Below are 26,174 nucleotides of genomic sequence, written 5' to 3'. Positions count from 1 at the left end.
TGGAAGGCGATGCCGTGATAAAATTTCTCATTTCTCTAGAGCTTTGATTTGAGGGTCTTGGTAGCTTTCATCCACCTCAATACCTACTGTGCGTACCTTTTCTTCTCGTTCTTGCCGCATTTCAGCATATTTTTTCAAACGTGCAGGGAGTAACTCTCTCCAGTTACGTCGTTCATTTTTCTCTTCAAATCCAGAAAGCCAGTAGAATTCCTCAGTTTTGAAATTCAAGGTGATTAGGTAAGTTCCGCGTTCACCAGGTGTATCTTTGGAGTTTTTTCGCCAGGCGCGAAGATTTAAATGAACTCCATCCTTGAAAAAATACCAATTATAGAAGGAGCCGACTTTAAGCCAGGAGTCCATGTCCATTTCATAGTCCGGATCCAGCCAGGGATGGCTGCTTACATAAAATCCAAGTACATCATCTGGGCTGTTTATCTTTTTTGCCTGTGAATCACTTACTCTAGGGTCAGATGGAAAGAAGTAGTGCTGCCATCCCACAGCTTTTATAGAGTTTATCAGCGCATAGATAAAATCTCTTTGATCCTTGTGGAGGCTGTTGTCTGGAAGGCCGCGCAAGGTCAACTTGAGGTTGCTCAGATTTTCGCCAAACTCTTTGCTGACAGCAGTTGTGATATCTGAAACCTGATTGATATTTAATATTTTATTGTCAAGGCTGATATCTACTGAAGGAAGGTTTATGCTGGAAGGACTCTGGATTTTATACCAGCACATATCCACTGCATTCATGCAGTCTTTAGAGAACTCGACCGGACTCTTTTGTAGTAGGCTTTGCGCAGATCCGTTGAGGTCTATGTGGATGAGTTGGCTTTTTGCATATGTGTTCTCGCTTTTATTGCAGCCGACCAGAAAGGTAATAATGATAAGGTAGTACAGTCTTCTCATGTTTTGTTTTTCCAGAAAGCGATACTTGATATCAGCATCTCCATGTAGGGTATTCGGCTTTGATCAACGGGTGCTACTGTTTTTCATGGGATGAATGAGCTTCATGTAGTTAGTTTAACTGGAGTTCTGAAACTCAGGGTGTAATGAGAAAACAGTTGAGGTGGCCCTCTACCTACAAAAGATTCTAAGAGGGCTTCCGTCGAGTTCTACTTTTCGCCTGACCAGTACCAAAGTGTGTCGCCCCAATCAGAGTCGCTGAAGCAAGGCATGATGTCCCCTTGATTGAAATAGCGACGAGAACCAGTCTGGGCAGGGGTGAACCAGTAACCCGAACGACTGCAGGGCTTGCCTGACTCAATACGATTAACTTGAGGTGAATTCAGCGATTTATAGTTTCTAGCATACTCAGTCAAATCTTTTGGATAAACCGGGTTGTCAACTTGACTGTCGTCAATATCATACAAAAAAGCTACAGCCGCAGCTTCAAAAGCCCAATAGCCGACATAACTGCCCTCGTCACCTTGTAAGTGAGAGTCATGCCAAGGCGCCTGTTCAAATTCAGAGTACCAGTCTTTACAATAGTTTTTTAATAGTTCAGATGCTTCTTTTTGACTGCTTGCATAAATGGCACGAACCAAAAGAGTATACGAATCATGGTACCACTGATCCACGTCATGTCTTTCTGGAAGGACTTTTCTAAGTAGATCTTCGTATAGCGTATCGTCGCCTGCATAACCTGCTTGATCGATCAAGGCCACAAAACGCTTCAATAAGTCCTTGCGGTGAAGCAAAATACAAAGAGAAATAACTTGAACGCATTCTTCGTATTGGTAAGACCAGTCATCAATTGCAAGAGGCGAAATATTTATGATTCCCTCATGTAAGGCCAGTGCTCGCTGCCAAGTTTCGTATCCTTCAATTACTTCCTCCAATATCGGCAAAAGAGCCTCTATTGGCTGGCCTGCGGTATAGGTGATAAATAATTTGTCAAGAGTCAAGCGTTGGAAGTGTCTTGCTCTGAGAGACTTTTCTTCTTCGTCAGTTTCAGACTTGAAACGATTGGACTCAAAGAACTTGGTTACCTCATCGGACTCCTTCAGAAATATTTTATACTGATTGTCACTTAGAAATTTTTGTCTTTTGGTCATTTGTTTAAGCCTCGATCTTTAAGTTTTTTAATGCGCCATGTTTTTTTGTTAGCGACTTCTTGCGCTTATTAACAAATGACTTTACTTCGCTTTCGCCATAATGGAATGCTTCATGTTTTGCATGAGCACTTTCAATATCACCGTCCAGTCGTGCTTGCGCGTGCTCTTTGGGGCTCGAACTAGGGTGGTAAAGCGGGGCATAAAAGAGATGGCGGCTGTAGGAGTTGATTACCTGTGCTGCTAATAGACGCCCTGATACCGCTTTACCAATGTTTTCAGCTATCCATTCTGAACTCATTTGAACCAAAATGTTTTTAGATTTTCCCGTTGTCCCTTGAGTGACTTTTTGCGGCGAGGTGCTTTTCTTTCCTCTGACAACTGTTCGGGTGTTTTTCCCTGATTGAGTCGAGCTATCTTCAACCGGTTCAATCAGCTCACTAGGATCGCTTAGGCCAGATACACCGAGTCGAGATCCAACTCCAGGCTTACGTGTATTATTCGGCTTGCGCATGAACTTCGGAGCATCTTCGTCGCGACTCGCTTTTGCCTCAACAATGGCAAACTTTTCTCCATTGTTGGTTGCTGGATTGGCACGCCATACAGCATCGATACCCGTACCGTTTGCACCATCCGTTAGCTTGTAAAGAGCATGCCTTGTCTTTGGACTTCCACCTTGCGAAAGTTTGCCCTTCTTGGATGCGTCAGGGGTTCCTTCGAGCCATTTTCCATCACTGCCCTTATCATGTCCGTCCCAGTCCTTCCCCCATCCAAACTTTACAGCACAAATATAGTCAGCAATGTGCTCACCACTTACACCAAGCCCTTCATTAAGAATACTGGGCAAGGCCTGAGTTCCGATATTGGAGCTATCAATCTTATTTGAGTGAGTGTTGCTCGCCCCATCTTTACCACTATTGGCAACAACTGCATCTCTGTTCGCTGGCTTTTTACCATGAGCAGGCCGACTTGTACCGGATGAGCTTGCCGAACTGTTACGTTGCATGCCTTTCCACTTTTTTAATCGCTTTTCAACAATTCCAATCATGGCTGGCATGTTGTCACGCGATGTTGCAAGCACTGTTACAACGGCTGATTGAGTCCAGTTGGGCAGACTTTTGAAGGTACTGGAACCTTTAACTCCGCCGATGATGTCGTCGATTTCTGCTTTCAGCTTTCCAGCGTTGAACATCTGTTCGAGCAATGCCTCAGGACTGGATTTTATGCCGCACTCATCAAGGACAAAACGCAGAAGGTCGAATAATACTGGGGCAAATCGTTGTGGGTTGCGATTGACGATACGCAGACTTTTTTTCAGCCCGTCTCCAGGTCCAGGCACCCATCCGATAATTGCCAGCAACAAGTCGAACTGAGCATCTTCCTTTGCGGACTCGCTATCGGATTTGTACAACAGCACGCAGGACTCTACGGTGTCGTAGGCATCAATCGCTTGACCGAGAAAGGGGACAGCTCCCAAGGCAATGCCTTTGGCCAATTCGACTGCCGCCTCCTTGTAGGCCTCCTTACGATCATTGGTTCCTGAAGCATTTGTGACACCACTCATACCAGCCTCCCTGCCGCTTGCTCAATCAATGCCTGCAAATCTATCTGATCAGGATCGAGCCCCAGCTTGCGCAAGTCGTCGTTGATCTTTTCATCAGAACTTTCAACGACCTTGACTGCCTCTCGATCATAAGGTCGTGGATCCTCCCCGTAGTAAACTTTGGCGGGACCTTTGGGGACATCTTCCAGACGTGCAAAACCATCTGCATCCAAAACACCTTCACGAGTAGAACCATCGGCAAACTCGACGCGATAGGACGCACCAGGAACAGGTTCAAGGTTTTTATAGTGCAGGTTCAGTTCGAGCCAGGTCGGATTGGCCTTGGCGCTTTCCATCAAGTTACCGGCACTGTCTACAGCGACTGCGCCGGGAATGAGTGGTAAGAGAGAAGCAATACCTGTCCCCACCCCCGGCGCGCCGCCGGAATTGATCTTCACGTCGGCCCCACTGATGGTCACGCCACCGGCATCGAGCTTCACAAAGCTGCCGCCGGCCTTGGCGGTGAGTTCGGCGCCGGCTTCCAGGACCACGATGTTGCCGGTCTTGTAGTGGATTTCCTGGCCGGCTTCGACGAATTGCGCGGTGCCGATGTTGGCGTGCTGGGTGACGGCCACGGTGAGGTGGTCGTTGGCGCGGATTTCGCTCTTGCGGTCGAGGTGGGTGATGCGGTGTTCTTCGGCCTTGAGTTCGGTCAGGGTGTTGGCTTCGACCGTGTCGTGGCGTTCGTTGCCGACGCGGATCCGCTGGTCGTGCTCGACGTTCTCGTCCCAGTCGCGCTGGGCGTGCAGGTAGATCTGCTCGGCGCCTTTCTTGTCTTCGATGCGCAGTTCGTTGTAGCCCTTGCCGCCCGGCGAGCTGAGGGTCTTGAAGGTGCTGCGGGTCTTGTTCGCCGGCAGGTCGTAGGGGACCACGTTTTCCTTGTGGTACAGGCAGCCGGTGACCAGGGGCTGGTCGGGGTCGCCCTCGAGGAAGGTCACCAGCACTTCCATGCCGATCCGCGGGATGGCGATGCCGCCGTAGGCCTTGCCGGCCCAGCCGCTGGCGACGCGGACCCAGCAGGAGGTGTTGTCGTCGGCCAGGCCGTCGCGGTCCCAGTGGAACTGCACCTTGATCCGGCCGTATTGGTCGCAATGGATCTCTTCACCCTTGGGTCCGGTGACCACCGCGGTCTGGCTGCCCAGGGACTTGGGTTTCGGGTGCTCCAGCGGCGGGCGGTAGTGGGCGTCCCAGGGCGTGGCGAGGAAGCGGTTGCGGTAGCCCTGGTGGAAGTCGTCCTTGTTGCGGGTGACGTCGCTGGTGATGTTTTCGCCCAGCACCTGCGGCTGCTTGCCCTCATGGATCACTTCCAGCAGCAGCCACAGGTCGTTCCATTCGCTGCGCGGGTGGGCGGCCAGGGTCAGGAAGTGGCCGCTGACCAGGCTCGGCTCGTCGCCTTTGCCTTCGGCCAGCTGGTAGTCGCTGCGGTGGCGTTCCAGGGCGCGGGTCGCCAGTTGCTTGCCGCGGGCCTGCTGGGTGAACAGGCCGGGGTAGTCGTAGTCTTCCAGGTCCGGCATGACCCCGGACTTGGCCGCGCCCTCGGGCAGCAGGCGTGGTTTCTCGAAGTCGTAGTCGCGGCGGCTGACGCGGCTGGTACGGGTTTCCAGGCGCAGGTTGAAGCGCTTGATCACCGGCTGCTCGGCGGCCATGCCGGAATCCTGCTGGTAGTTCACTGCCGCCAGCTTGCGGAACACCGTCTGGTCGTCGCCGAACACCAGCTTGTGGCCTCTGGCACTGTGCTGGAAGTGGAAGTGAATGCCTTCTTCTTCACACAGGCGCTGGATGAAGTGCAGGTCGGACTCGTCGTACTGGGTGCAGTAGACCCGCTCCGGGTAGGTGGCGCCGAGCTGGAAACTGTAGGCGTCGGCCAGGATGCCGCGGGCCTCGAGGACTTGGGCGATGATCTTCGGCACGCTGAGGTGCTGGTAGATTTTCTGGTTGACGCTGTGGCGCAGGTAGTTGAGCTGCGGGGTCAGGCTGATGCTATAGCGGGTCAGCTTGCGCCCGGAATCGCCCTGGGCGATGCGGTACACCAGGCCATGGATCAGGCCTTTACCCGTGCTGCCGAACGTCAGGCAGGCCGGCTTGTGCAACAGTTCTTCGAGCTTGAGGTCGGGACGCGCGCTGACCAGTTCGATATCGAAGCAGAAGGGCTGATTGAGGGCTTCGCGGCCAACGAAACTGAGGACCTGAAGGTCGACCGAGGCGCCTTCGATCGTCAGGGAAATATGGGTAGCGTTAGCATCCAGCATGCCGTGAAATCCATCCATTGAATAAGCAGGGGGCGGATGGTGCAGCAATAAGCCAGTCGATTCAAGCAGGGTCGGCCGCCGCCATCCGCCCCCCTGGAACATTCAGAAATGTCCGCGCCAACTATCCCTTAGGCCTGACAACCGATCCGGCTAACGCCCTACGGGTATCAGCGCAACTGGCTGTAGGCGATATGCCGATGGCCCCTCAGGGTTTCCCGGAGCAACCGGTCCAGGGACTGCCCCTCGGGCAGGTAATCGTCACCGAAATCGCCGTCGGCCAGCAGGGTCGGGTGGGCCACCACCTCCAGCGCACCGGCTGGCCGCAAGCCTTGCAGCAGGTCCCGCGGGGTGCAGACGAAGGCCACCGTGGCGCCGCTCAAACGGACGATGCGCCGGTTCAGGGCGCTCTTGAACAGACGCTTGGCCAGGCCGATATTGCCTCCGACATTGCGCGCCAGGCGCACCGGCACCCCCTGTTGCGCGGCGAAGCGGGCGACGATCGGGGCGATCGGCCACAGGTTGTGCACGTGCTGATGGGAGTCGATATGGCTCGGGCGCAGGCCCTGGTCGACGCAGCGCTGCCATTGCGCCTGGAGTTCGTCGCGGACCGCGGCCACAGTGCTGGCGGGCAGGTGCAGCACCGAGCGCGGCAGCCTGAGGTCGAACTCGCCGCTGCTGTTGCAGAACCGCCGCTGGCTGCGGATCGGCACGCTCAGCGGCTCGCCGTAGGTCAGGTTGAAATGCAGGCCGATGCGTCCTTGCAGACTGTTCTCGCGGGCCAGCCGGCAGGCGTCCTCGAAGGCCGGCATATTGGCCATCAGGGTCGCCGAGCTGATCACCCCACGCTCGAAGGCGCGCAGGGTCAGCTGGTTGTACTCGGGGTCGAGGCCGAAGTCGTCGGCGTTGACGATTACCGCCGGCAGGTTCGCCGCGGTCGTTGTGCTGTTCAAACGGCTGTTCAAAGTAGCGCTCAAGGTCGGCTCTCTTGCTGGTGGCGGGCGGCACGGCGTTCGCGCCAGTTTTTGATATGGGGTTTGAGCGCCTGCCAGAGGCGATCGGCGAGGCCCAGCAGCAGGCCGTCGGGGCGGCGCGAATAGAAGCTCCAGCGTTGGTGCTCGACCTGGCCGCTCATGCGTTCGTGCAATTGATGGCTGGAGCGGCTGAGACTGACCCGCGAGGCATCGACCCACCGCCAGCCTTCGTCGAGGCCCCAGCGAATCCACTCGTCGAGCAGCAGCCGGCCGCTGCCTAAGCTGGCGTAGTCCGGCAGGAAGGCGATGTTGTAGTCGTACAGTCGCCCGCGCTCCAGCAGCCCCAGGCGATAACTGATGCAGCGGCCCTGGTGTTCGAGCAGCACCACGCGCACGCAGCCGTCGGCGGCCAGCCCACGCAGGGCGCTGCGCATCCACTGCTGGCGTTGGGCGCCGGAGAAGATCCCCAGGCCGTCCGCGCCTTTCCAGCTGGCCTGTTCCACGGCGCCGATAAAGTCCAGCAACGCGTCCATGCCCTCGCCATCGGGGCTGACGCGGATCACCCGGGCGTCGATTTCGGCGCAGCGTTTTTTCGCCCGGCGCAGCTCGTAGCGCAGGTTCTTGTCCCGGGCTTCCTGGCGGTCGGCTTCGATGATCAAGTGTTCCGGCGCCCGGCAACTGATCGCGCAGGCGCTGTACCAACTGTGTTCGCGCCAGCCCGCCAGGGTGGGTTCGGCCGCCAGCAGTTCGCTTAACTGCAGCAGGGCGTGGGGCAGCTCACGGCGGATTTCCTCCAGTGCCCGGGGCATGGCCGGCAGTGCGTCCTCGGCCACCAGCAGCGCCAGGCGGTCGCTGAGGGGGAAGCCCAGGTGGCGCACCACCTGTAACGGCAGGCCGGCCTTGTGCTCGCGGCCATGGAGCAACGGCAGGCACAGCACCAGCCGTTCCCCGTGCCAGCCCAGCAGCACCCGCAGGCGTTGCCCGGCGTCCAGCGCCTGCTCGGCGCCGCGCAGCCAGACCAGGCGATTGAAGGGCGTGGCCAGTTCGACCGCGTTGCGCAGTTGCTCGAAAGCGGCAGCGGGAAAGTCATGGTCCAGCAGGCTGGTGCGCCAGGCGAAGCGGATTGTCACAGCGGCTCCCTACCGGTGTCGGTCGAGGTGCCTGCTTGTGCCGTCGGTCGCGACTTGCGCAGGTGCAGCAGGCGGGGCTGGTGATAGGGCACGCGCCGATGGAAATGCAGGCAGCGCAACAGGCAATAGACGTGGATCGATTCGCCGACCTCGGTGAAACCCATGCGCATGTGCATCTTCAGCGCCGCCTCATTGCGCACGTTGACCACCGCCCGGGTGGTCTTGAAGCCGCGTTCGCGGTAGTGCTCCCAGATCAGTTTCTGCGCCAGCACCACCACCCCGGTGCCGCGGTAAGGCAGGGCGCACTCGCCGGCGAACTGATAGATGCAGCCCGGCGGGATGCGGATCCAGCAGCGGTACAGCTGATCGTCGTAGTAGTCGCGCTCGTTGATCCAGATCATCAGCATCACGTTGCCGTTGGCGTCGAGGTGGGCGTAGCCGCGACAGCCCTTGTCCAGCAGGCCGCGGATCGCCGGCAACTGCGCGGAAAAGTACTTGTCGAAGGCCGGCAGCAGCGCGCGCTCGATCGGCACCTGGGGCCAGCGCCGCGTGGTGACCGGACAGGGCACCGGCAGCGCCAGGGAGCGTTCGACGCTGAGCAGTTCCCAGTGGTAATAGAAGTAGCGCTCGCGCAGGACCCGCAGGCTGTCGCGCAGGCCCTTGCGACGGATTTTTTCCAGCAATGCGCTCAATCGGCTCATAAGGCTTTCCAGGTCAGGGCAAACAGGGTTTCGCCGGGCAGTTCGAAGTGCACCCGGCCATCGCGGCATTCAACGGTCGCGTCGCGAGGCTGGTCGTCGGGGCCGAGCAGGCTCAGCTTGAGCGGCGCGGCCTGGCACAGGTCGCCGGGGCCGTCGAGACTCACCGCCTGCACCCGCGACGCCTTGTTCACCCCCAGCAGGCTGTGGCGACCGGCCTCGCTCATGGCCAGGGCATCGACCTCGAACGCCGGGTTGTCCAGGGCCTGCACATGGGCCAGCCAGTGCCGGGCAATGAACTGCTGGGCCACGGCCACCGGCTTGAGGCTGAACTGGTTGGCGCTGCGTTGCGCGAGCATGCCCTTGGGGTAGTCCGGCTCGTCGGCGGCCTGGAACCAGTTGAGCATGTCCAGCAGGCCGTCCGCCGAGGCGTTGATCACCACCGAGGCCCACCACAGGCCGGCGTAATGGGTGTCCTGCTGGTAGGGGCTCAGATCGCGGCCGCTGGAGATATTGGTCTGGCTCAGCAGCAGGGCCTTGCGCGGCCGGCCCGCGGCATCCAGGCCCACCAGCTCGGCGGCGGCGCGCACGCTGTCGCGGTAGCGGCGGGTGGCGAGCAGGTCGCGGACCATCCATTCGTGCCAGGCCAGGGCATCGATGTCCTCGCCGTGCCGCTCCAGCAGCTTGCGCGCCCAGTCGATGCCGCGGCGTTGCCCGGCGCCGACCCGGAACGGCCCGTCGAGCAGCCGCGAACTGGCCGGCATGGCGATCCGCACCCCGGCCGCGCGGGCCTCGGGATTGGCCTTGGCCCGGGCCAGCATCTGCTCGAAGTACAGGGCGTAGCTGCTGTAGTCCGGGTAGTTGAGGTTGGGCTCGTCGGCGAAAGCCAGGTAATGCAGGCCGTTGCCGGCCAGGCGCACGCTGTCGGCCAGCCAGGCGTCGAGGCCGGCGAAACTCTGGGCGTGCGCCGCGAGCACGGCGCGGCGCCCGGTGCCGGCCAGCAGGGTGATGTCGCGGTCGATCCCGAAGCGCTCGCGGTACAGCCGGCGAAAGCCGATTTCCCGCTCGGGCTCCTGCTCGATCACATCGACGAAGCTGTATAAGTTGGCCGCGCGGGCGCCAATCGCCTGCAACAGGCCGAAGGTGGACTGCGGCGGCTGGGCATAGGGCAGGGCGATGCCCAGGCGCGGCGTGGCCCCGAGTATCTGGGGTTGCAGTCGCAGGCGTGCCTCGCCCCGGGGCGGGTCCAGCGGGTGCAGTTGCTGGACCTCCTGGGCAAACAGATTGGCCGTGCCGTCCAGCCAGAACGCCGCCTTGCCGGAGCCGCCCAGGGCCAGGCGCCAGACTTCGTCACGCTCGGCCGACGGCAGCGCCACCTGATCGAATTGCCCGTAGGCCGGGTGTTCTTTCAGCTCCAGGCGGACCTTGGCGCCATCGCTCAGGCGGCTGGCCTGCAATACGCTGACGCCGCCGTAATACTTGCCGGCCAGTATCGCCTGCTCGCCGGCCGCGACCCGGAAGAACAGCTCGGCGCCGCTGTGCACTTCGGCGCTGAAATGCACCTTGGTCGGCTCGAATTGCGCCGCCGTGCTGCCGCGGTGGCTGACCCTGAACCCGCGAAAGCTGTAGCCGGGAATCTGCAGGCGGTAGTCGCCCGCGGCCGCTGGCAGCTCGATGTCCTGTTCGCCATAGGCCTGGTCGGCGCGGATCTCCAGTTGCTTGAACAATTGGCCACCGGGCTGCAGCAGGTACAGCTGCTCGCGATTGGCGTCGCTCTGCCAGGCCGGGCTCCAGCCGATCTTCAGCCGGTCCGGCTGGACGACGCGCAGGTACAGGCTGCCGTCGCGGATGCTCGACCACTGCATGGAGTCGGCGTGGGCGCCCGGGGCCAGGCTGAGCAGGGCCAGGAGCGGGTAGAGAGCGGTTTTCAGCATGCCGCCTCCCGAGGGCGCAGCAGCGCGCGCAACTGCATCAGGTCTTCGGGCAGCAGGAGCAGGGTGCGGTACCAGGCCACGCCGCTCAGGCGGCAGTACATCACCAGCATCGCCAGGCTCACCGCCAGATAGGCCAGGGACGAGGCCAGGCCGGCGCCGACTATGCCCAGGGTCGGGATCAACACCGCGTTGAGCAGCAGGTTGAGCAGCGCGCCGCCGCCCAGCAGCCACGACAGCGCGCCGGGACGCTGCTTGCCCAGCAGGTCCAGGCGCAGGATGCTCGCGTAGCACAGGCCGAACAGCCCCGGCAGCAACGCCAGCAGGGCCGGATAGGCCGGGCCGTAGGCCTCGCCGAACAGGCTGACGATCAGCCAGTGGCCGACCAGCGCCATGCCCAGGCAGGCGCCGAGCATTACCGTGGCGGTGATGCGCAGGGCCAGCGGGGTCAGGCGTTCGATGCCTGCGCCCTGTTGCAGCAGGCGCTTCATCAGTGGCGTGGTCACCGCCTCGGGAATGATCAGCAGCAGTTCCGCGGCGGCGCTGGCCATGGCGTACAGGCCCAGCGCGACCGGGTCGAGCAGGGCGCCGATAAACAGGTAGTCGCAGCGCAGCATCAATTGCTGCGAAAGCACGCCGGGGTGGCTCTGGGCGCTGTAGCGCAGCAGCTTGCCTTGCTCGCCCGGCTGCCAGCGCAGCCGCAACCGGTGATAACGCCTCAGCCAGTACCAGCCCGCCAGCACCACCAGCAGCGTGCCGCCGAGCCAGCCGGCCAGCGCCGCCGACAGGGCCTGGTCGCGCCACAGCCACCAGAGCACGACAAACAGCAGCAAGGGCACCAGGGATTCCAGCAGGCGCAGGCCATTGAACGCGCCGACCCGACCGTCAGCGTTGTGCAGGGTCAGCAGGCCGCTCTTGAGTACGGTCAGCGGGACCGCCAGCAACAACAACCAGGCGAAGGGGCCGAGCTGGGTGGTGATCGACCAGTCCTGGCCCAGGCTGTTCATCAGCAGCAGGCCGATCACGGTCAACGTCCCGGCCAGCAGGCAGCCATAGATAAGGATCTGGGTCAGCAGCAGGCCCATCGGTCGCTGGCGCGCCGCTTCATAACCCACCGCGGTGTTCAGGCCGCCGCTGGTGAGGGCGGCGATCAGGTCGGGCAGGGCGCTGAGCAGGGCGAACAGGCCGCGATCCGCCGGGCCCAGCAGGCGCGCCAGCAGCACGTTGCGCAACAGGCGAATGGCGATCATCGCCAGCCGCGTGCCCATGCTCAGCAGCAGGTGCCAGACATAGCCGTTGCGCTTCATGCCCGCGCCCCTTTCAACACACGCCAGGCCAGCAGTGACGGACGGCGGGCGCTGGCCTGGCTGACGTCGATGCGCGGCAGGGCCAGGGGCTCGTTGCGCGAGGATTCGATCAGCCCCGGGGCGGTGCCCAGGGCATAACGGTAGCCAAGGTCGGCGACGGCCTGGCGCACGGTCGGGTCATGGTCGCCATTGGGGTAGCAATAGATTGGCAGCGGCGCGGCGCAATGGTGTTGCACGCAGGCGTGGGAGCGTGCCAGATCGTCCTTCAGGGCCGCGTTGTCGAATTGGGTGAGGATGCCGTGGCTGGCCCCATGGGGTCCGAAGCGCACCAGCCCGGAGCGTTCCAGGCGCTTGACCTGGCTCCAGTCCAGGCTATGGGGCGCGGCGTCCCGCGGGCAACTGTCGGCCAGCAATTGCAGGCTGTCCGGGGCCAGGGTTTTCAGGCGTTGCAACAACAGCCCGAGGTCACGGCTGCGGGCCTCGCCAGTACCCGGCTGCCTGAGGCTGGCCGGCAGCACCACGCCCAGCACCCGCAGTTGCTCCTGCAATTGCCGGCCGGCGATGCTCTCGGGTTGGCGCCACAGGGTCTCGCCTAGGGCTTCCCACCAGAACGCCTTGCCGGTGCCGATAAAGTCGGTGGAGAGAAAGATGCTCGCCGGCACTTCATGGCGTTCCAGCAGTGGATAGGCCTGCTCGGCGTTGTCGCGCCAGCCGTCGTCGAAGGTCAGGGCCAGCCGTGGGCGATCGCCGCCGGGGTACAGCAGCAGGTGCTCCAGCGGCACGCAGTCGAAATGCCGGCGCAGCCAGCGCAGCAGGTGCTCGAAGCTGCTATGGCCGACACACAGCGGCCCGCGATGGGGCAGGTTCGCCGCGTGCTCGTCCGCCAGCACCCGGTGCAGCATCAGTACCACGCCAGCCTCGCTCAGGCGCGTGCGCCCGAAGCTATTGAGGTAGGCAGTGCCGGCCAGGCGCTTGAAGTGTTGTTTGAGCTTCATGTCAGCGGTTCTGCTGCGGGTTCCACAGGCTGTAGCGCTGCCCGCGGAGAAATTGCCAGAGGCCCATGCTCATGCCGGCCAGGGTCACCAGGACGAAACCGGCCAGGCGAAAGGGTTTGGGCAAACGCCCGCGTTGATCGAGCAGGCCAAGAATGCCGGCGCCATAACCGCACAGCTGGGCGATCAGGCACAGGCTGTAGAAGGCCCCGGCGTTCCACAGCCACAGGTTGCTGAGCAGCAGCGGGATCAACAGCACCGGCGCCAGGCGTCGGATCAGTTTGTGGCTGATCAGTGCGATCGCGTAGAAGCCGTGGCGCCAGGGATTCATCAGGCCACGGCGCTGGGCCAGGCTCTGCAAGCCGCCGACCGTGACCCGCAGGCGCCGGCGGTATTGCTTGCCGACTTCATCGACGCCCTGGTCCAGCACCTGGGCCTCCTCGACGTAGACGATGCGTTTGCCGGCCACCGGCGCGCAGGTGCTGATAAAGAAGTCGTCGTTGACCTCCGCCGGAACCCGCTCGAACAGCTCGCGGCGCAGGGCCAGCAGCGCGCCGTCGGCCGAGACCATGCAGCCGGTGCGGTTTTCCGCCTCGCGCAGCCAGGCTTCGTAGTGCCGGTACAGGCTGTCGCCCAGGCTCAGGGCGTGGCCGGGAGTGGGGATGATCATATGCCCGCCGCAGGCGCCGACTTCCGGATCGGCGAAGGGGGCGAGCAGCTTGCCGAGGGTGTCGCCGGACCATTGGTTGTCGGCGTCGGTGAACACCAGGATCTCGTTGCGCGCCAGTTCCACCGCGGCGTTCAGCGCTCCGGCCTTGCCTACTCGCGGCAGGTCGAGCACCAGCACCCGCTGGTCGTGGATCGCCAGCGCGGTGGCCACGGTGGCGTCGGTCGAGCCGTCGCTGGCGAGGATGATCTGCAGGTCGCTGGCCGGGTAGTCCTGGGCCAGCAGGGTGCGCAGCTTGTGCTCGATGTGCCGGCTTTCGTTGTGCGCGGCAATGATCACGCTGACCGACAAGGGCGGCCCCGGTTCGACCCGGGGCTTGCGGATAAACAGGCTGATCAGTGCCAGGATCAGCGGGTAACCGACCCAGGCGTAGACCGGCAACAGCAGGCATAACCAGAAGAGTGTCTTAGCCACGATCGGGCCTCACGGCAGTACGGTTGAAAAGGCCCTGCAGCAGAGCACCGGCGCCCAGGTGCAGGCGCAGCCAGTGCAGCAGCCAGAGTTGCAGGAAAAACAGCGGGTCGCGGTGCCGGTAGCTCTGGCGCAGGGCCAGGCCCAGGGGCGCCAGGGCACTGCCGAGCAGGGCCAGCAGGGCCGCCGGCCATTGCCCGCCGAGCAGGCAGAGCACGGCCAGCAGGCTGAGCAGGGCGGTGGCCAGGCACAGCAGGGGGAAGCGCAGCAGCCGCGGGCTCAGCCCGCCATTGCGCAGCAACTGCACATGACTGCTCTGGCGCCAGAACTCCTTGCCGCTCCATTCGCGCCAGCTGCCCTCGAAGCCCCAGTGCCGCACCACGGGTGTGGCCAGGCTCAGCTGCCGGGCGCCGGCGCGGTTCAGGCGCAGGCCGAAATCCTTGTCCTCGCCGGTGCGCAGACCCTCGTCGAAACCGCCGATGCGGTTGAACCAGACCCGGGCCATGCACAGGTTGGGGGTGGGCAGCCATTGCAGCAGGCGTTCCTGCTGGTTGCCGGACAGGCTGCGGCGCTGCCAGGCACGGGCGAACCAGGGCGCGCTGCGCGGCGCGTCGCAGTCCAGGGCGAAGACATCGGCGCGCTGGCTGGCCTCGGCGGATTTCCACAGCAGCAGCCAGTTCAGCGGCACCTCGATGTCGGCATCGAGAAAGGCCAGCCAGTCGCCGGTCGCGCAGGCCGCGCCACGATTGCGCAGGGCACCGATGGACAGCCCGGGGTAATGCAGCACCCGCGCGCCCTGGTCCATGGCCAGTCGCGGACCGTTGTCGCGCGAGCCGTTGTCGACCACGATCAGCTCGCATTCGAGCCCCGCCACGGCGGCGGCGCTGCTGACGCTGTCCAGGGTGCGCACGATATGGCGCGCCTCGTTGTACATCGGCACGATCACGCTGATCCGTTTCATGCTCGGCTTTCCTTGTTCCTGACCGGTAGCCGCTGCCGCAGCGCATTGCCTGTGTAGCCGCTGCCGAGCCTGCGAGGCTGCGATCGGTTGCGTAGCAAGCGCAAAGCCTGAGTCCGCGATCTGCCTGGAGAAACGCGCAGGCTGGTTTGGCGAGCGCTGCGCGTTCGATCGCAGCCTTCGGCAGCGGCTACAGGGGGTGAGTACATCGTCATGGGCGGTTCTCCGGGGCTTCGGCCTGGCGGCGCAGGACGCTGGACAGGGCCAGGAAGATCCACAGGTACTTGTGGTTCGGTGCGCTGAGGAACAGCAGGAACACCGCCAGGGCCAACAGGCTCAGGCCCAGGTGGGTGGCGATATCGGCCTGGTCCTGCCGGCCCTTGTGCAGCCATGCAACCCGCGCCCGCTCGAAGTTGCGCAGGCCCATCAGCAGCAGGGCGACGAAGCTCAGGCCGCCGGGAATCCCCAGTTCGCTGAACAGCTCCAGGTAGGTGTTGTGGGCGCGCCGGTAGAGGTCCGGCTCGTTCATGTTCTCCGAGAAGCCGCTGGCAAAACCGGTCTGCGCGTAATGGATCGGGAAGGTGCCCAGGCCCGAGCCGAGCAGCGGGTTCTCGCGGATCATCTGCCCGCCGACCACCAGGTACGAGGTGCGCCGGCCCAGGGAGGTGTCGGCGGAGTGGGCGCCGGACTTGAGCAGGCTCAGGGACTGGATCCGCGCCACATAGTCCGCCGGCAGCGCGGCGATGCCCAGGGGCACGACGATTGCCACGGCGAACATGACGAATCCCAGGTGCTTGGGCCGCAGCCGTTGCAGCCGATGGCGGTAGTGCCAGGCGCCGATGGCGATGGTGAACAGCACGACAAGCAGCCCGGAGCGCGAGTCGGTCTTGGTCATGCCGGCCATCAGGGTCAGGGTCACCCCGGCCCAGAACAGCCGCAGCGGCCAATGCCGGTCGCGCAGGGCCAGGAGGATCGCCGGCGGCACGGCCATGGCGATCAGCAGGGCGAAGTAGTTGGCGTCCTGCAACAGGCCGATGGCCCGGCCGCCGACCTGGTACTTGGCCGAGAACAGGGCAATCACGCAGGTGGCGGCCACGCTCAGCGCCAGCAGGCGGCAGAGCATCAGCAGGTTGACCTCGCGGCCGATCAGCAGGGTCACGAAAAACAGCACCAGGCCCACCGCCAGTTCCCGCAGGCTGCCCAGGGACACGCCGAGGTTCTCGCTGTACATCAGGCTCAGCAGCAGGCACAGCAGGAACGGCAGCAGCGCCCGCCACAGGTTGCTGCGCAGGCGCGTCTCGCCGATCTGGCGCATCAGCAGCTTGAACAGCAGGATCAGGATCAGCGAGGCCCCCAGCAGCTTGGCCGCAGAAAAGGCGCTGTCCTTGAACAGGCCTTCGAACGGCACCAGCGCGCAGATGCCCAGCAGGCCCCAGCCGGTGCGGCGGTGCAGCAGCGCCAGGCCAAACAGGCCGACCACCGCCAGCGGTGCCAGGTAGGGCCAGGGGCTGGCAAGAAGCAGCAGGCAGGCCAGGCCCAGCAGGGCGCCCAGGGAAAGGGAGGCGATCATCGGTTCCAGGCCTCGCTGGCCGCGCGGTACAGGGCCTGCCAGCGCAGGGCCAGGCGCGGCAGGTGATAGTCGCGGCGTTGCCGCTGGCGCGCCGCCAGGCTCAGGCGTTCGCCCAGGTCGGGGTCGTCCAGCAGTTCGGCGATATGCCCGGCCAGCTCGGCGCTGTCCAGCGGCCGGGCGAGCAGGCCGTTGACGCTGTGTTCGATCACATCGGGAATGCCGCCGACGGCAAAGGCGGCGATCGGCGTTCCGGCCTGCATGGCTTCGAGCAGGATCATCGGCGTGCCTTCGGTGCGCGAGCTGAGTACCAGCACGCTGACGCGGTGCATCCATTTGCTCATATTGCTCTGGTAGCCAGGCATCAGGATCTGCAACGCCAGGCCGGCGTCCTGGATGCGCTGGCGCAGCATGTCGCTCAAGGGCCCGTCGCCGAGCAGCACCACCTTCAGCGCCGGGCGTTGCTGGCACAGCGGGATCAGTGCGTCGAGAAACAGGTCCGGGCCTTTTTCCTGGCTCAGGCGGCCGACGAAGCCCACCAGCGGCGCATTGCGGTCGCGCAGGTTCTGGTCGGGGATGCACTGCTCGGGCAGACCGTTGGGGATCACCTGCAGTTTCTCCGCCTCGACTCCCGCCTGGCGATGCAAATGGGCGATGCTCTGCGCCACGCAGGCCACTCGCCGCACCGTGCGCCGGCGGCACAGGCGCAGGCTGAGCCAGGTGTAGAACTTCTGCTTGGCGCTGCGCGGGGTGAACCCGTGCTGGGTCCATACCAGCGGCAGGCCCAGGCGCCAGGCGCAGAGCAGGGCAAACAGCTGGGCCTTGAAGTTGTGCGCATTGAGCAGCACCGGTTGTCGGCCCAGGTGGCTGAGCATCGCCCGCAGTCCGCTGCAACTGTGGCACTCGACGCCGTCCGCGCGAAAACGCTCGAGCAGGGCCGGCGGTGCGTCGATGAACAGCACACGATGCTGCCCGGGCATGCCCCGGCAATGGTCGAGCAGCATGCGTTCGGCGCCATAGAAGCCGCCGCTGTGGATCACATGGACAATCGGCAGGTCGGCCATGAGCCTCTCGCGTTCCGTGCGGTTCACTGCTTGGCCCAGTGCCAGAGCCACTGCCAGGTCCAGCGCGGGTAGGGGTTGACCACCGGCGCCTGCACCGCGTCGAGCACCATCAGCACCGGCAGGTTCAGGTGGTCGCCGACCTGGGCCGGATGCTTGAAGCGGTGATCGAAGAACTCGTAGACATAGCCCAGGGCAATCGCCAGCAGCAGGCCGGTGAGCAGGCCCAGGGGAATGATCAGCATCGGTTTGGGAAACGCTGCTTCACTGGGTTCATAGGGCTGGCTGAGCACCCGGGCATTGGACAGCTCGCCATTGATCAGGCGTTCGCCGCGGCTTTCTTCGTAGCGCTGGGTGTAGGTGAAGAACGCCTTGTGCAGGGCGTCGATCTCGGTGTCGAGCTGGCGCAGCTTGCTCAGCACTTCCTGCAGGTCGCGCACACGGGTCTTGTATTCGTTGATCCGCGCGGTCTTCTGGGCGATCACCGAGTTGGTGATCTGCAAGTCGCTGGTGCGCTCGCGGACGCGGTTTTCCACGACCTTGAGGAACTGCGCGCGGGCGCGGACGATCTGCTCGCGCTGCTGCTGCATCGGCACGCTGTCGGCGCGGTAGGTGTCGGAAGTGGTGCCGTATTGGCTCACCAGGTTGGTCAACTGCTCGCCCAGCTGTTTGATCTCGCGGTCCTCGTAGGCCACGTTGTCGACGGTGTTGGCGAAGGCGAAGGGGAAGGTGTAGTCGGTCAGGCTGCCTTTGCGCGCGGCCTTCAGGTTGTTTTGCAGGTAGTCCAGGCGGCGCTGGTTCTCCAGGGCCTGGTCGCGGTAGCCGTTGAGCGACTGCTCCTCGGTGTTGATCGCGTTCAGGCGGAAGGTGATCTCTTCCTTGGGATCGGAGGCATGGGCGGCTTCCAGCAGGGCCTGGCGCAAGCCTTCTAGGTCGTCCAGGCGCTCCTGGTACTGGACTTTCTTCTGCTCGAAGAAGGTCTGCGGCAGCTCGTTGGATTGCAGGTCCTGGCGGTTCTTCAGGTAGTTGGCCAGCAGGCGCTCGACGAAACGCGTGCCCTGGGTCGGGTCGGCGCTGGCATAGACCACCGAGATCACGTTGGAGCCGGGCAGGGTGGCGATCTTCAGGTCCTGGACCGCCTGGTTGGTCATGGCGTCGAGGGCGGTGTCGCGTACCGGCTCGATCTTCAGGCCCAGGGCTGCGCGCAGCGGGGTGGTCACATGATCGCGCAGCGGGTTGAAGAGCAGCCGGGCGAGCAGGCCCTCGCCGTCGCCGAACTCGCCGGCCTCGCGCAACTGGCCGATGGTTTCGCGGATCAGCGTCGGCGAGCGCAGGATATTGCTCTCGGTTTCCATGTCCGCCAGGGACGGCGGGATGAACTTGTCGCTGTCCGGGGTGAGCACGGTGTTGGCGTCGCTCTGCGACAGCTTCTTCGACTGCACTATGACTTCGGCGGTGATCTCGTAGCTCTGGCGCAGCACCAGCGGCAACAGCAGGGCGATCACGGCGAAGCCGAGGAACACGCGTTTGATCAGCCGGCGATTGACGAAGAACACGAGGAGGAACTCGTGCAGGTAGTTTTCGATTCTGTTCATCGCGGGAAGGCTCAATTGTTGTCCGATTCTTTGTTGTCGACGCGGTAGCCGAAGCTGAAGCCGACACCCTGGAACATGATGATGTCCGCCAGTTGCTTGCTGAACGCACCAGCCTTGGCCAGGCGGGTCTTGGGCACGTAGAGCAGGTCGTCCGGTTGCAGGTAGGCGAACTGCGCAGCGTTGCGGTCCAGCGCGGCGGCGACGTCATAGGTGCGGGCCTGCACCTGGTTGCCGGTGCGGCGCATGATCACCACCGAGTCCAGGCGCGCGGTGGGGCCGGCGCCCTTGGCCAGGGTCAGGGCCTCGAGCACCGACACCGGGCGGCGGATCGGGTAGGCGCCGGGCTGGCCGACTTCACCGAGCACGAACACCTCGTTGGCCGCCGTCGACTTGAGCAGCACGTCGGCGCTGACCTGGCCGACTTCCTTGGCGTAGCGCTGGTTGATGGTCTTCTGCAACTGGCTGAGGGTCATGCCCTGCAAGGACATGGCGCCCAGCAGCGGGAAGCTGGCGCGCCCGTCCGAGCCGACGGTGATCTCGCGGCTCAGGCCCGTGGCCGGGTTGGTCAGGCTGGTGCGCAGGTTGTCCAGCAGGGCCATGGCGTGGGAAATCGAGAAAGTCACCTGGGGCTTTTTCAGCACCTGCGAATAGGCGCTTTCCAGGGTCCGGCGCGCCTCTTCGGCGGTCAGCCCGGCGACCTGCACGTTGCCGACGTAGGGCATCTCGATGCTGCCGTCGGGCAATACCAGCTTGTCGCCGCCCAGCTCGGCGGCGCTGAGGAACGAGACGTCGACCTGGTCGCCCGGCTGCACCCGATAGCGGGTCGGGCTGGTGCTGCCGATGTGGAAGATCACGTCCAGCACGTCCTGGGGACGCAGGACCTGCTCCACCGGCAGCACTTCGGTCATCTGGCCCTGGCCGGCCCCGGCGCTGAGGACTTGCACCGGCATTTCCTCGACGTCGGGGCTGGAACAGCCGGCGAGGACGGCCAGCAACAGGCAAAGGGGGAGTGCTTGAGGTTTCATGTGCAGACTTTCCTTGTGCCGGTCAGAGACGGTCGTAGACCCATTTGGGCATGTAATACTTGCGCGCGTTGAACACGCTGCCGATCAGCTTCGCCTCGGCCTGGACCAGCCGTTGCGCGGCGGCCTGGGCCACTTCCCAGCGGGTTTCCTCGCCGCGCACCACCAGCACCACGCCATCGACCTGGGTACTGAGGGTGAGGAGGTCGCCGTTGCTGTACACCGGGTCGCCGTCGACGATCACGAAGCGGTACACCTCGTTGAGCGCGGCGAACAGCTCCCGCAGCGGCTGGCTGGTCAGGCGTTCGCTGTACTGCTGTCGACGCCCCAGGGGCAGGAAGTCGAAGCCCGGGGCACCGGGGTGCTCGATGCAGGACGCCAGGCTCGGCGGCTGCTCGGCCAGTACCAGGTCGAGGAAGCCCGGGTTCTGCTCCAGGCCCAGGCGCTGGGTCAGGCTGTCGTCGGCGAGGCTGGTGTCCAGCAGCAGCACCCGTCCGCGGCTGGTGCGCGCCAGCTCGTTGGCCAGGGCCAGGCTGCTGGTGGTCACGCCGCTGTTGCGGTTCGGCGCGGTGAGCAGGATCACCCGCAGCTGCTGGTCGAGTACGGTCACGGCCAGGTTGCTTTCGGTGGGGGTCTGGATTTCCAGACTGGCAAAGGTTGCAGCCGCCATTTCAACTTGCTCCGTGGCCGTTGAGGACTTTGAGAGGGGTTTTGAGCAGGATCTTCAGGTCCAGCCAGGGGCTCTGCTGAAAGATGTAGGTCATGTCCAGGGTCACCCGGCCGTCGAAATCCACATCGCTGCGCCCGGACACCTGCCACAGGCCGGTGATGCCGGGGTAGATGCTCAGGCGGCCGAGGTGGTGTTCCTTGTAGGTCTGGGCGTGGAACGAGGTCGGCCGCGGGCCGACGATGCGCATCTGGCCGAGCAGCACGTTGATCAGGTTCGGCAGCTCGTCGAGGCTGGTGCGCCGCAGGAAACCGCCGATCCCGGTGATCCGCGGGTCGCGGTCGATCTTGAAGTCCACCGAGTCCGGGCCGTGCTTGTTCAGGTGGCGCACCGAGTCCTTCAGGGATTCGGCGTTGACCACCATGGTGCGGAACTTGTACATGCCGAAGCGCCGGCCACGAAAACCGGTGCGCAGTTGCACGAAAAACACCGGGCCGGGGCTGGTCAGCTTGATCAGCAGGGCGATCGCCAGCAGCAGCGGTGCGATCAGCAGCAAAATCAGCGCGGCCAGCAGGGTCGAGGTCAGGCGCTTGCTCAGGGACAGGGTCCAGGGACAGCCGCCGAGGCGACCGATCAGCCAGCCACGGCGTTGCAGCTCGACGGCGGCCTCGACCTTGCGCCGGAACGGGTCGTTGCGCCGGTCGATATGGACGCGGCCGGCAGCCGGTGCCGGCTCCTCGGGAACAGAAGGCGCGGGCGATGAGAATGGTCTCTCCATGTCCATCGGGGGTATTTCCATAGGCAGTGGGTAGAAGCGGCGAGCGGATTCGCCGGTGCAGCTCGGTGCGATTCGTCAGGCCCGTGGCGGCGAGGGCGGCCGGTAGTAGCTCTGGAACCAGTCGACGAAGCGTCCCAGGCCTTCGGCCAGGGGCACCTGCGGGCCGAAACCGGTGACGTTCTCCAGGGCGCTGGCATCGGCGCAGGTGTTCAGCACATCGCCGGGCTGCAGCGGCAGGTACTCGACCAGCGCCTTGCGCCCGAGCAGTTGCTCCAGGGTGGCGACGTAGTCCTTGAGTTCCACCGGGCGCTGCCCGCCGATATTGAACAGGCGCCAGGGCGCCATGCTGGTGGCCGGGTCGGGCTGTTCGCGGTCCCACAGCGGGTCGCGTACCGGCGGTTTACCCAGCAGTCGCACCAGGGACTCGACTATGTCGTCGATGTAGGTGAAGTCGCGCTGGTGCATGCCGTAGTTGAACAGCTTCAGCGGCCGGCCTTCGCTGATGGCCTGGGCGAACAGGATCGGCGACATGTCCGGGCGGCCCCAGGGGCCGTACACGGTAAAAAAGCGCAGGCCGGTGGCCGGCACGTCGAACAGGTGGCTGTAGCTGTGGGCCATCAACTCGTTGGCCTTCTTGCTCGCGGCGTACAGCGACAGCGGATGGTCGACGTTGTCGCTGACCTTGTACGGCGTGTGATGGTTGGCGCCGTACACCGAGCTGGACGAGGCGTAGATCAGGTGCTCGACCGGGTAGCGCCGGCACATTTCCAGCAGGTTGAGAAAACCGCCGAGGTTGCTGTCCAGGTAGGCCTTGGGGTTCTCCAGGGAATAACGCACCCCGGCCTGGGCCGCCAGGTTGATCACCACCTGCGGGCGGACCTGGGCGAACAGCCGATCGAGGGCGTCGGCATCGCTCAGGTCCAGGCGGTACAGCGGGAAGGCGCCCACCTGTTGTTCGACCCAGCGCACCCGGTCGCGCTTGAGCTGCGGGTCGTAGTAGTCGTTGAAATTATCCAGCCCGGTGACCTGATGCCCATCCTTGAGCAAACGCAGTGCGGTATGGGCGCCGATGAAACCGGCGGCCCCGGTGATCAGGATATTCATGCGTAGAGCGCCCCCGGTAGACGATAGGGTAGTCCGATGCTCAAGTAATGCAGGCCGGCATCCGCCGCCTGTTGCGGGCTGTAGAGGTTGCGCCCGTCGACGATCAGCCGCGCCTTGAGGCGCTCGCGCAGCTGGTTGAAATCGACCACGCGAAAGGCCTTCCACTCGGTGCAGATCACCAGCGCATCGGCGCATTGCAGGGTGTCGTCGCGGGTCGCGCACAGCTGCAGGTCGGGGCGGTAGCCATACAGGCGCCGGCATTCGGTCATGGCTTCCGGGTCGTAGGCATGCACCGTGGCGCCGGCGTCCCACAGCGCTTCCATCAGGTAGCGGCTGGTGGCTTCGCGCATGTCGTCGGTATTGGGCTTGAAGGCCAGCCCCCAGATGGCGATGACCTTGCCGCGCAGGTCGTCGCCCAGGTGCGCCTTGAGCTTGCGGAACAGCACGTGGCGCTGCTGCTCGTTGACGTCGCGCACGGTCCTGAGCATGTGCGGTTCCAGGCCATGGCTCTCGGCTGTGTGGATCAGCGCCTTGAGGTCCTTGGGGAAACACGAGCCGCCAAAACCCGCACCCGGGTAGATGAAGTGATAGCCGATCCGCGGGTCGGCGCCGATGCCCTTGCGCACGGCGCTGATGTCGACGTCCAGGCGCTCGGCCAGGTTGGCCATTTCGTTCATGAAGCTGATGCGCGTGGCGAGCATCGCGTTGGCGGCGTACTTCACCAGCTCGGCGCTGCGGTTATCCATGAACATCAGGCGGTCGCGGTTGTGGTTGAACGGCGCGTACAGCTCGCTCAATTGCTGGCGCGGCTTGTCATGGGCGCAGCCGACGATGATCCGGTCCGGGCGCATGCAGTCGGCCACCGCGCTGCCTTCCTTGAGGAACTCGGGGTTGGACACCACATGCACCCTGAGCTCGGACTTGCCCAGGTCGGTGAGCTGCTCGATGACGGTTTCCAGCACCTGGTCGGCGGTGCCCACCGGCACCGTGGATTTGATCACCAGGGTCTTGTCGCTGTGCATCAGGCGGGCGATGTCGCGGGCGACGGCAATCACATGGTCGAGATCGGCGGAGCCGTCTTCGTTGGACGGGGTGCCGACCGCGATGAACATCAGCTCGCCATGGTTCACTGCGTCCTGGGCCTGGGTGGTGAAGGACAGGCGGCCGGCTTTCAGATTGTCCTCGATCAGCGTCGTCAGCCCCGGCTCGTGAATGGGCGCGATGGCGCGCTGCAATTGGGCGACTTTCTGGCCGTCGATGTCGACACAGACCACGTTGTGGCCGACGTCGGCCAGGGCGACTGCTTGTACCAGGCCGACGTAGCCGGTACCAAAAACGCTGACATCCAAGGGAGGAACCTCATCCGTGATGGGTAATGAGTGAGTTTTTTTTGCCCACTTCTTAAAGAACTGAATAGGTGCAAGTCCTTTCGGTGTTCTTTTTTTGACACTACCACAGCAAGGAGACGGTTAATTGGCGTTTTGCCGTGTTGTATAAATGACGATGGCGTTTTGTATCCTTTTATAATTTAATTAATTGTTTTTAAAATCAACTAGATAGGTTGTCTGAAAGGGTGCTGAAAGCATTGTGTCAATTCCTTGATACAAATCTCGGCAAGGCAAATAAAGCCGACGAACGGTAGTGTTTTGGGTAAAAAATACAGCGCTTTTATTGTCGACGGACGCTTCATTGGATCCAAAACCTCTGGAATCGCCCAATGAATGATGTCTGGGCCAAGAGCGTCGACGAAGGAGGAAAAGTGTTGAAAATGATCGTTTTATTGCAGGCAGGGCCGTGCGCTGGAGGAGCGCGGGAAGTGCCAAAGGCTAGAGCAGCTTCAGACTAAAGTCGGGTGTAGCCAGCCAAGGCCATCTGCCATCATTGCGAGTCAACATTGATTTGATCAATTCACTTGGCCAGACATGATTCGCCAGATGGATTGCTATTGCCTTTCTTTCATCCGCGTTACCGATGCACTGCTGGAGCTTTTCATGCGTCCCCCTTTCCCTTTGCTGCACTCATTCCGACCGCTGCGTTATCCAACGGTGGGCCTCGGCGCCCTTTGCCTGTGCGCGGGTTTTACCGCCCAGGCCGAGGCCGCGGGCTTCTTCGAAGACAGCAGCGCCAAGCTCGAGTCGCGCACCATCTATTTCAACCGTGACTTCCGCGACGGCCATACCAGCAACGATCAGGGCGCTTCCAGGCGCGAAGAGGCGGCCCAGGGCTTCATTCTCAACCTGCAATCGGGCTACACCGAAGGCACCGTCGGTTTTGGTGTCGACGCGCTGGGCATGCTCGGCTTCAAGCTCGATTCCAGCCCCGACCGCAGCAACAGCGGCCTGCTGCCGTCCAGCGGCCAGGACCCGCGAGGCTCCAAGGACCAGTACGCCAAGCTCGGCCTGACGGCCAAGGTGCGCGTGTCGCAGAGCGTGCTCAAGTACGGCGCGCTGCTGCCGGACCTGCCGCTGCTCAAGTACAACGACGGGCGCCTGCTACCGACTATGTTCAACGGCGCCATGCTCACGTCCAAGGAGATCAAGGACCTGACGTTCATGGCCGCGCGCCTGGACCGGTACACCGCCCGGGATTCCACGGACGCCCAGGACATCCGCGTGCACTGCAAGAACAAGCGGTACGCCTGCAACGTCACCGCCGACCATTTCGACATGTACGGCATCGACTACAAGTTCAACGACCGCCTGACCGGCCAGTACCACTACGCCGAGCTGGAAGACATCTACCGCCAGCACTTCATCGGCCTGCTGGCCAACCAGCCGCTGGGCCCGGGCGTATTGAAGGCCGACCTGCGCCTGCTCAAGAGCGCCGACAGCGGCGCCGAGCGCGCCGGCTCCATCGACAACCGCGCCCTGAGCGGCATGCTCGGCTATGCCATCGACGGCCACACCTTCAGCGCCGGCTGGCAGCGCATGAACGGCGACAACTCGATGCCGTACCTCGATGGCAGCAACCCGTACCTGGTCAACTATGTGCAGGTCAACGACTTCGCCGCCGCCCAGGAGCGTTCCTGGCAGCTGCGCTACGACTACGACTTCAAGGCCATCGGCATCAACGGCCTGAGCTTCCTGACCCGCTATGTCAGCGGCGACCATATCAAGGTCCCGGGCAGCGACCAGGAAGGCCGCGAGTGGGAGCGCGACAGCGAACTCAAGTACGTGGTGCAGAGCGGCACCTTCAAGGACGTCAGCCTGCGCCTGCGTAACGCCACCTACCGCAGCAACTACGAGAAGTTCGCCCGGGACGTGGACGAGACGCGGCTGATCGTCAGCTACAACTTCTCGATCCTCTGACGGCACTGCCGGAAGCTGAATCCGCGATCTGCCTGGAGAAACGCGCC

At 63.1% G+C, this 26,174-nt stretch carries 21 protein-coding genes; 1 reads left to right on the top strand and 20 read right to left on the bottom strand.

The window, feature by feature from the left end:
• Positions 1-27 precede the first annotated feature (27 nt).
• From H0I86_RS17410 to H0I86_RS17315, 20 genes are all read right to left on the bottom strand, one after another.
• Positions 28-903 carry a hypothetical protein gene (locus H0I86_RS17410; RefSeq protein ID WP_180921443.1) on the bottom strand — a complete coding sequence of 292 codons (876 nt, stop codon included), beginning with the start codon at positions 901-903 and terminating at the stop codon, positions 28-30.
• A 206-nt stretch (positions 904-1,109) separates the two neighbouring features.
• Positions 1,110-2,051 (bottom strand): PoNe immunity protein domain-containing protein, encoded by a 942-nt coding sequence (locus H0I86_RS17405; protein WP_180921442.1) that lies wholly within the window; start codon positions 2,049-2,051, stop codon positions 1,110-1,112.
• Between the two features lie 4 nt (positions 2,052-2,055).
• Positions 2,056-3,612 (bottom strand): hypothetical protein, encoded by a 1,557-nt coding sequence (locus H0I86_RS17400; protein ID WP_180921441.1) that lies wholly within the window; start codon positions 3,610-3,612, stop codon positions 2,056-2,058.
• On the bottom strand, positions 3,609-5,900 hold the full coding sequence (locus H0I86_RS17395) for a type VI secretion system Vgr family protein (protein WP_180921440.1): 2,292 nt from the start codon (positions 5,898-5,900) through the stop codon (positions 3,609-3,611). Before H0I86_RS17395 ends, H0I86_RS17400 begins: the two co-directional genes overlap by 4 nt.
• A gap of 167 nt (positions 5,901-6,067) precedes the next feature.
• Positions 6,068-6,850 carry a ChbG/HpnK family deacetylase gene (locus H0I86_RS17390; protein WP_373369431.1) on the bottom strand — a complete coding sequence of 261 codons (783 nt, stop codon included), beginning with the start codon at positions 6,848-6,850 and terminating at the stop codon, positions 6,068-6,070.
• Between the two features lie 20 nt (positions 6,851-6,870).
• Positions 6,871-8,001, bottom strand: a complete 1,131-nt coding sequence (locus H0I86_RS17385; RefSeq protein ID WP_180921439.1) for a GNAT family N-acetyltransferase — start codon at positions 7,999-8,001, stop codon at positions 6,871-6,873.
• Positions 7,998-8,702, bottom strand: coding sequence for a GNAT family N-acetyltransferase (locus tag H0I86_RS17380; protein WP_180921438.1), 705 nt, complete (start codon positions 8,700-8,702; stop codon positions 7,998-8,000). Before H0I86_RS17380 ends, H0I86_RS17385 begins: the two co-directional genes overlap by 4 nt.
• Positions 8,699-10,633, bottom strand: coding sequence for a hypothetical protein (locus H0I86_RS17375; protein WP_180921437.1), 1,935 nt, complete (start codon positions 10,631-10,633; stop codon positions 8,699-8,701). The genes H0I86_RS17380 and H0I86_RS17375 overlap by 4 nt, the downstream gene beginning before the upstream one ends.
• The gene (locus H0I86_RS17370) at positions 10,627-11,937 is read right to left on the bottom strand and encodes a lipopolysaccharide biosynthesis protein (RefSeq protein WP_180921436.1); all 1,311 of its coding nucleotides are present in this window, start codon (positions 11,935-11,937) and stop codon (positions 10,627-10,629) included. Before H0I86_RS17370 ends, H0I86_RS17375 begins: the two co-directional genes overlap by 7 nt.
• Entirely contained in the window at positions 11,934-12,932 is a 999-nt protein-coding gene (locus tag H0I86_RS17365) for a polysaccharide deacetylase family protein (protein WP_180921435.1), read from the bottom strand. The genes H0I86_RS17370 and H0I86_RS17365 overlap by 4 nt, the downstream gene beginning before the upstream one ends.
• A 1-nt stretch (position 12,933) precedes the next feature.
• Positions 12,934-14,070 (bottom strand): glycosyltransferase family 2 protein, encoded by a 1,137-nt coding sequence (locus H0I86_RS17360; RefSeq protein ID WP_180921434.1) that lies wholly within the window; start codon positions 14,068-14,070, stop codon positions 12,934-12,936.
• A complete protein-coding gene (locus H0I86_RS17355) occupies positions 14,063-15,028 on the bottom strand; it encodes a glycosyltransferase family 2 protein (protein WP_180921433.1) in 966 nt (321 codons plus the stop codon). The genes H0I86_RS17360 and H0I86_RS17355 overlap by 8 nt, the downstream gene beginning before the upstream one ends.
• Positions 15,029-15,236: 208 nt before the next feature.
• On the bottom strand, positions 15,237-16,595 hold the full coding sequence (locus H0I86_RS17350) for an O-antigen ligase family protein (protein WP_180921432.1): 1,359 nt from the start codon (positions 16,593-16,595) through the stop codon (positions 15,237-15,239).
• Complete coding sequence (locus tag H0I86_RS17345) at positions 16,592-17,656, bottom strand: glycosyltransferase family 4 protein (protein ID WP_180921431.1); 1,065 nt, start codon at positions 17,654-17,656, stop codon at positions 16,592-16,594. Before H0I86_RS17345 ends, H0I86_RS17350 begins: the two co-directional genes overlap by 4 nt.
• Positions 17,657-17,679: 23 nt before the next feature.
• The gene (locus tag H0I86_RS17340) at positions 17,680-19,248 is read right to left on the bottom strand and encodes a GumC family protein (protein WP_180921430.1); all 1,569 of its coding nucleotides are present in this window, start codon (positions 19,246-19,248) and stop codon (positions 17,680-17,682) included.
• An 11-nt stretch (positions 19,249-19,259) separates the two neighbouring features.
• A complete protein-coding gene (locus tag H0I86_RS17335) occupies positions 19,260-20,273 on the bottom strand; it encodes a polysaccharide biosynthesis/export family protein (protein ID WP_180921429.1) in 1,014 nt (337 codons plus the stop codon).
• Between the two features lie 22 nt (positions 20,274-20,295).
• Positions 20,296-20,940, bottom strand: coding sequence for a CpsD/CapB family tyrosine-protein kinase (locus tag H0I86_RS17330; protein ID WP_180921428.1), 645 nt, complete (start codon positions 20,938-20,940; stop codon positions 20,296-20,298).
• A gap of 1 nt (position 20,941) precedes the next feature.
• The gene (locus tag H0I86_RS17325; RefSeq protein ID WP_258019466.1) at positions 20,942-21,715 is read right to left on the bottom strand and encodes a sugar transferase; all 774 of its coding nucleotides are present in this window, start codon (positions 21,713-21,715) and stop codon (positions 20,942-20,944) included.
• 75 nt (positions 21,716-21,790) lie between these two features.
• Entirely contained in the window at positions 21,791-22,819 is a 1,029-nt protein-coding gene (locus H0I86_RS17320; protein WP_025808992.1) for an NAD-dependent epimerase, read from the bottom strand.
• Positions 22,816-24,168 carry a UDP-glucose dehydrogenase family protein gene (locus H0I86_RS17315; RefSeq protein ID WP_180921427.1) on the bottom strand — a complete coding sequence of 451 codons (1,353 nt, stop codon included), beginning with the start codon at positions 24,166-24,168 and terminating at the stop codon, positions 22,816-22,818. The genes H0I86_RS17320 and H0I86_RS17315 overlap by 4 nt, the downstream gene beginning before the upstream one ends.
• A 642-nt stretch (positions 24,169-24,810) precedes the next feature.
• Between H0I86_RS17315 and H0I86_RS17310 the strand changes: the two genes are divergently transcribed.
• Positions 24,811-26,127 carry an OprD family porin gene (locus H0I86_RS17310; RefSeq protein ID WP_180921426.1) on the top strand — a complete coding sequence of 439 codons (1,317 nt, stop codon included), beginning with the start codon at positions 24,811-24,813 and terminating at the stop codon, positions 26,125-26,127.
• Positions 26,128-26,174 lie beyond the last annotated feature (47 nt).

This window comes from Pseudomonas chlororaphis subsp. aurantiaca (genome assembly GCF_013466605.1).
In the GTDB taxonomy this organism is placed as follows: Bacteria; Pseudomonadota; Gammaproteobacteria; order Pseudomonadales; family Pseudomonadaceae; genus Aquipseudomonas; species Aquipseudomonas chlororaphis_I.
The sequence above is the reverse complement of the archived record's forward strand: the minus strand, read 5'-3'. Positions and strand labels throughout refer to the sequence as shown.